The 6,554-nt window shown below is 72.4% G+C and carries 5 protein-coding genes and 1 pseudogene; 2 read left to right on the forward strand and 4 right to left on the reverse strand.

From position 1 onward, the window contains the following. On the forward strand, positions 1-681 hold a 681-nt coding region (locus AOK23_RS21960; protein ID WP_055714401.1), incomplete at its 5' end, for a PP2C family serine/threonine-protein phosphatase. A gap of 151 nt (positions 682-832) precedes the next feature. Then, positions 833-1,993 (forward strand): hypothetical protein, encoded by a 1,161-nt coding sequence (locus AOK23_RS21965; RefSeq protein ID WP_055714396.1) that lies wholly within the window; start codon positions 833-835, stop codon positions 1,991-1,993. Positions 1,994-1,997: 4 nt separating this feature from the next. Here the strand turns inward: AOK23_RS21965 and AOK23_RS21970 are convergent, their stop codons facing one another. The 4 genes and pseudogenes from AOK23_RS21970 to AOK23_RS21985 all read right to left on the reverse strand — a co-directional run bounded on the left by AOK23_RS21970 (position 1,998) and on the right by AOK23_RS21985 (position 6,401). Further along, the gene (locus AOK23_RS21970) at positions 1,998-2,582 is read right to left on the reverse strand and encodes a hypothetical protein (RefSeq protein ID WP_055714397.1); all 585 of its coding nucleotides are present in this window, start codon (positions 2,580-2,582) and stop codon (positions 1,998-2,000) included. 4 nt (positions 2,583-2,586) lie between these two features. Further along, a pseudogene (locus tag AOK23_RS51960) lies at positions 2,587-4,144 on the reverse strand (substrate-binding and vWA domain-containing protein). Further along, positions 4,141-5,307: a toxic anion resistance protein gene (locus AOK23_RS21980; protein ID WP_055714398.1), complete on the reverse strand. Its 1,167-nt coding sequence runs from the start codon at positions 5,305-5,307 to the stop codon at positions 4,141-4,143. Before AOK23_RS21980 ends, AOK23_RS51960 begins: the two are co-directional and overlap by 4 nt. 20 nt (positions 5,308-5,327) lie before the next feature. Then, on the reverse strand, positions 5,328-6,401 hold the full coding sequence (locus AOK23_RS21985) for a substrate-binding domain-containing protein (RefSeq protein WP_055714399.1): 1,074 nt from the start codon (positions 6,399-6,401) through the stop codon (positions 5,328-5,330). Positions 6,402-6,554 lie beyond the last annotated feature (153 nt).

Below are 6,554 nucleotides of genomic sequence, written 5' to 3' on the forward strand. Positions count from 1 at the left end.
TCCGCCGTCGCCGTCCTCGCCGTCGCCGACGGCGCCGGGAGCCGGCCACGCTCCGAGGAGGGCTCCCGGCTGGCGGTGAAACTGGCCGCCGAGCACTTCGCGCGGCGGGCCGGCGCGGCCATGGAGGTACAGCCCGGCGAGGCCGTGCACGAGCTGCTGCGGGACGCGTTGCAGGACGTCAGCGACGACTTCCTCGACCGTACGGGCAGTGACGCGCCCGACTTCGCCACCACCCTCACCGTGGTGGTGCTGGCGCCCGGCTGGCTGGGGTACCTGACCGTCGGGGACGGGTTCGTCGTCGTACGGGCCGGGACCGAGGACGGAGAGCGGCAGTTCCATCTGCTGCCGCAGGCGGCGGCGGTCAGCGAGTACAGCAACGAGACGGTGTTCCTGACCTCGCCGGACGCCGCGCACTGGACGCACACCGAGTGCCTCTCCGACGACGGGATCGACGGGGTGCTGCTCTCCACGGACGGCCTCGCGCAGGCCATGCTCAACCGGTCGGCCAGCGGCGCCCAGTCCCCGAACACGTCCTTCGCGGACGCCGTCTTCCGCTCCCTCGACACCGCGCCGGACGACGCCGACGGCAAGCTCGCCGCCCTCCTGCGCTCCGACCGCCTCACCGCCCTGAACGCCGACGACAAAACCCTGCTGCGAGCCGTCCGCACGAGCCGCGGATGACAGCGGCAACCGGCCGGCCCCGGCGGGCCGGCGGCCCGGACGACCACCCACGGCGGTCCGGTCGGTCGGCATCGGCGCGGCTCGTACGACGGGCGGCGCCAGGGCCGCAGCCGACGCCGGTCCGCCCCAGAGAGCACTCGGAGGTACGGCCATGAGCGGCCGCAGGGTCTTCCTCGACGGCAAGGCGGTCACGCTCGCCGAGCAGCCCCTCAAAGGGGGCGGGCAGGCGGCCGTGTTCCCCGTGGAGGGCGACGCGGGGATCGTCGTCAAGATCTACCGGGATCCGCCGGGCCCCGACCAGGAGCGGCGGCTGGCCCGCATGCTCACCATGTCCCCGCTGGCCGCCCGCCCCACCGACGCCAACCAGCCGCCCGAGCTGGCCTGGCCGACGGCCATGGCACGCGGCACGAACGGCGAGTTCCTCGGGTACGCGATGCGCCGCTTCGGCGAACCCCAGCATGTGCAGCTCGTCGGCCTGTTCACCCGCGTCCAGCGGCTGAAGCTGTTCCCGGACCGGGCCGACTGGCGGTTCCTGCTCGGCGTCGCCTGGAACCTCGCGTTCATGACGGCCCGCATGCACTACGACAACCTCGTCATCGGCGACTTCTCCAGCAGCAACGTCGTCGTCGACGGCAACGGCTTCGTCACCTTCCTCGACTGCGACTCCATCGCCTTCACCGACCCGGCCACCGGCGAGCTCTTCCCCTGCCTGATGCACACCACCGACTACTCGGCCCCCGAACGGCAGGCCGGCGGCCCCGCCACCCGGCAGAGCGACGACTTCGCCCTCGCCGTCCTCGTCTACCAGCTGCTCACCGCGGGCAACCACCCCTTCGGCGGCGTCCCCCACGAGAGCACCTCCGAGTCGACCGTCAAGGACAACATCGCCGCGAGCATCTCGTACGTCGTCCGCCCCGAGATGGTCATCATCCCGCGCGGCACCGTCGACCCCTCCGTCCTGCCGCCCGAACTCCTCACCCTCGCCAGGACCGCCTTCGGACCCGGCGTCCAGACGCCCACCGCCCGGCCCCCGGCCGAGGCGTGGCTGCGCGCCCTCGACAAGGAGCGCGGGCAGGTGCGGTCGTGCACGGTACGGCCCCTGCACACGTACGGCTCCCATCTGCCGACGTGCCCCTGGTGCACCCGGGTCTCCGTGACCGGGCACGACGTGTTCAACGGGCCCCGGCCGGCCCCGGTCCCGGGAACGCCGCCCACGCCGGACCAGCCCCCGTCCCCGTACGCCGGCCTGAAGGTGCTGGGCGTGGTGATCGCGGTGGTGCTGCTGATCGTGATCCTGACGAACATCGGCTGAGCGCTCAGCCCGAGCGGTCCTCCAGGTACCGGGTGTGCGACTCCTGCCGCCGGGCCTCCGTGTCGCGCAGGGCCGCCGCCAGCCGCTCCAACTCGTCGTGCAGCAGGGTCAGCTGGCGTTCCAGATGACGCTCCGGGGGCTCCGTGCCCGGCGTCAGACGGGTCCACCAGCGGGTACGGACGTAGGTGTCGACGGCCTCGGGTACGTCCTGCCGCACCGCCCGGGACAGCGTGTGGACCCCCTCGGGGTCCTGGCCGAGGATCTCGGCGACCCAGCCGGGGTCGAGGAGGGCCGTCAGCAGCTCCGTCAGCTCGGTGAGGCGTCCGGCGGCCGCGGGCGGCAGCTCGATGTCGGCGAGGTAGCCGCCCAGTCGGCCGAAGTCGGCGCGGACCTCGTCGAGCTGGGCGGACGGGTCCGGGAAGTCCGGTACCGGCGGGCGCTCCGGCGGGGCGAGCAGTGCGCCCGCGCCGTACAGACCGGCGACCACGACCGGCCAGTACGGGCCCGCGAGCCCTGCGAAGGTCAGTCCGAGCCCCGCCACCCCGAGGGCGCCGCCGGTGAGGTTCTTGCGGGACTCGACGTACGCCATGAACCTACTGGTAGCCACGGATCTCCTCGAAGGCGCCGTCCAGCGAGCCCTGCTGGGCGTCGAAGAGGCGGCCGCCGGTCAGGTCGGCGATGTGCTCCAGTTCGTCCTTGTCGGAGTCGCCGAAGAGGATCGGGAAGACGGGGACGCGCTGCTCGGCGGCGGGCAGCCCCTGGTAGAAGGCGTCGAAGTCGGCAGGGCTCGCGCCCTCGGTGTTCTCGCCGTCCGTCATCAGCACGATCGAGGTGAACGTGTCCCGGTCGGCGGCGCCGAGGTGCTCGTACGCCTTGCGCAGCGAGGTGTAGATGGCGGTGTCGCCGGAGGCGGAGAGCCTGCGGGTGTCGGCGCGGATGCCGTCGAGGCCCGCCTTCGGGTCCGACGGCCGGACCACATGGGTCCGCACGCTCTTGACCCCCGACCCGAACGGCATCAGCGTGACCTCCTCCCGGTCCCGGAAGTCCCCGGTCAGCTCGGTGAGGGCCTCCTTCAGCCGGTCCAGGCGGTCGCCCTCCATGGAGCCGGAGGTGTCGAGGACGTACACGGTCCTCGACGGGCGGCGCAGCTCGTTCTCGTACGCGTCGAGCAGTCCGTCGGCGACGGAACGGCTGCCCGGGAAGGGGAGTTCACGGCGCCGGGTGGTGTCCAGGCCGGCGGCGGGGCGGACCGAGGGGACGACCGGGCGGCGCAGGGTCTTCTCGGTGATCAGTCGCTGGGTGTCCGGGGCGCGCAGGGCGTCGGTGAGGCGGCGTACGTCGTCGCGGACGTCCTTGCTGGTCGACGCGAGGGAGGAGAGCGGGTAGTCGGCGGTGACGACCCCGTCGCGCGGGCGGATCACCGTCAGGTCCTTCCGCGCCTTCAGCACCGACTCGTAGTTGAGCAGCGCGTCGACGTCACCGCGCCGGTCGTAGGCGGCCGCGAGCCAGCCCGACGAGCCCGACGTCAGCTTCTGCCCCTGGAAGAACTCCTTCAGCCGGGGCGTCGCCCGCGCCACGTCCGCGTCGGTGAGCGCGGACTGCGCGTCGGGACAGCCCGGAGGCCACCGAGACGAGCGTGGAGAAACCGGAGTTGGAGCGGGCCGGGTCCGTCATGCCGTACGTGAGGTCGCCGTCCGCGACGGCCTTCTCGATGTCCGACCAGGAGACGTCGTCCGGCTTCCAGCCCAGCTTCCGCGCGGTCGCGTCCTTCACACCGATCGCCACCGGGCTGGACATCACCGGTGTCTCGGACACGACCTGCTTCGCCGCGTCCGGGCGCAGCCGCAGATAGTCGTTGGACGACAGCCAGACGGCGTCGTACACGTCCTTCGCCCGGCCCTCGGCGAGCAGTTCCACGGCGTCCAGGGTGCCCATGTAGGTGGGGCGCACCCTGAGGCCCGTGTCCTTCTCGACCCGCTCCAGCACCGGCTTCATGTCGGCGAGTTCACTGGAGGCGAGGACGCGCAGGGTGCCGGGGATGTAGGTGTTCGGGTCGGAGGGGGTCTCGGTGGCGGTCGTGCATCCGGCCACCGCCAGGGCCAGCGCGAGGGCCACGGCCGTGCCGCGGGAGGCCGAGAGGTGTCGTCTCATACGAGCCCACCCCCTTCGAGGGCGCCCTGGGAGCGGCTGCGCTCCAAGTAGCGTCCGGCGTGCTGGAGTTCGGCCGTCAGGGACTCCACCGTCGCGGCCATGGTCTCCGTCGCCCGCGCCTTGTACGTGTCGATGGTGTCGAGGGTGCGGTAGATCTGCTGGAAGGCCGAGCGGAGCGTCTCCGCGCCGACGGCCGGGTCGGCGGCGATGCGCTGGATCTCGCCGCTCTGGGTGGCGAGCATCTCGGCGTTGCCGCGGATGAGGTCCTCGGTGGTGCCGCGCAACGCGTTGACCTGGTCGACGACCTTGCGCTGCGTGTCGAGGGCGGAGGCCAGCATCACGGAGATGCGCAGCGCCGACACCGTGGTCGTGGCGGCCCGGTCGACGCCCTTGATCAGTTCCTCGTTGTTGCGGCGGACGACGTCCATGGCCAGATAGCCCTGGGCGCAGACGGCCAGCTGGGTGAGCAGGTCCTGGTGCTTCTGCCGGACGGGGAAGAGGACGTCGGCGCGCAGGGTGTCGGCCTGCTGCGGGTCGGCGGCGGCGATGTGCGCCTCGACCGCGGTGTCCAGGGCCTCGGTCAGGACCACGTACTCCTGGAGCTTGCCCATGGTCTCCCACAGACGGACCCGCTCCGTCTGCAACGCGGCGCTGTCCCGGCGCAGTTCGTCCTGGCCGCCGCGCAGGGACCCCACGATGCGGTTCAGGGTGCCCTGCGCGGTGGCGTACTTGGCGACGTGGTCCCGCAGCCGGTTGCCGCCCGGCAGCCGGGACAGGAACTTGCGGCCCTTGCCGGCGGGCAGGTCCCGCGGGTCCAGGTCCTCGACCACGCGCCGCAGTTCGACGAGTGAGCCGGCGACCTGCGACTGGGCGTCCCCGCCCTTGTCGGGCAGGCTGCGGACGGTCCGCTCCAGCATGCGGTTGGACTGTGCGGCGGCGGTGCGCATCTCGCCCGCGCCGAGCGCCGCGATCTCCCCGACCTTCCCCGCGAACTCCGGCGACCGGGCGTCGAGCGCGGCCAGCGAGCGGACGTACTCCTCGGCCTTCCTGGCCATGTCCGACCGTACGGACTCCTCGACCGGCACCAGGCCGCCGGCCTTCTCCCGGGGCACGGCCGCGACCGGCTCGGGCGGGGTGAGGGTGAAGCTGTCTTCCGTTGTCATGAGTGGTGTTCCCCCGTGGTTCAGCGGCCCCGCGCCCGGCGCGCCATCTCGTGCAGCACCTCGGAGGTGGGCACGGGCGCCTGCCGGACGGTGAGCCGAGGCGTCAGATAGGTGGTGAGGCCGGCCGTCGCCGCCGTGAACTCCTTCGCCGAGCCCTGCGGCCGGAACCCGTGCCGGGCCGCCAGGCGGCGCAACTCCGGGTCCGTACCGAGCAGTTCACCGAGGGCACGGCCCTCGTCGGTGACGGGCACGACGGTGTGGTCGCTGTTGACGGTGGTGTCCGGGTAGAGGACGACCAGGTCGTCGACCTTCTGTCCGTCGGCGAGCAGGGCGGCGACCTGGGACTCGTAGACGAGGACGAGCGGGTTGCCGACTCCGCTGACGAAGTCGCGGAACGCCGCGTCGCTGCTCGGCTGCTGGGCGCCCTGGACGCTGATCAGGTCGTGCAGGAGGGGCGAGGTCTTCTTGATGTCCGCCTCGCTCGCGACGACCCGTCCGTCGTTGGCGACGTTGGAGGCCGCGGCGAGATAGAGGGCCCCCGAGTTGGAGGTGGTCGGATCGGTGGTGGCGATGTAGAGCAGCCCGGACAACTCGCCGTACTTGTCCGCCCCCTTGAGCTGCTGCCAGGTGCGGGCGGCCTCGGCCGCCTTCAGGTAGGCCTCCATGTCGAGGACACCGCGGTTCCTGTCCAGCGTGGCCAGCCCGTTGCGGCTCAGCACCTCGGCGGCGCCCCGGTGGGCGACCACGACGAGGGGCGAGTAGAAGGGGCGGGGCAGCGGTTCGCGTACCCGGTACTTCTCGGCCAGTTCGTCGGCGGGGGCCTTGCTGGAGGGGAAGGCGAAGTCGTACCCCTTCAGGTCCAGCCCGTCCATGGCCCAGGAGCCCGATGTCTCCGTCTTCACGGTGTAGCCCTCGGCGGCCAGGGCCTTCACCACCTCCGGGTCGGCGAAGAACTCCGCCTTCTCCGACCCGATCACTCCTCGCACGGTCTTCGTTGCCGTGCTCGTGTCCCCGGTGTCCCGGCCCGCCACGACGGCTGCCACCACGCCGCCGATCAGCAGGACCGCGAGGACGATCCCTGCGATGCGTCTCACACCGAGGAGCGTGCTCCCGGAACCCAACGTTCCCGGGCGGGACGGGTGAACACGGGGTGAAGCCGTCGTCCCGGAACACAACCGGAACGAGCACCGCCGCTCCGGCGGGGAGCGGCGGGAACCGGCCGACGGGGCGCGGGGCGTCGTCCGGCG

This window comes from Streptomyces torulosus, from assembly GCF_001419765.1.
Taxonomy (GTDB): Bacteria; Actinomycetota; Actinomycetes; order Streptomycetales; family Streptomycetaceae; genus Streptomyces; species Streptomyces torulosus.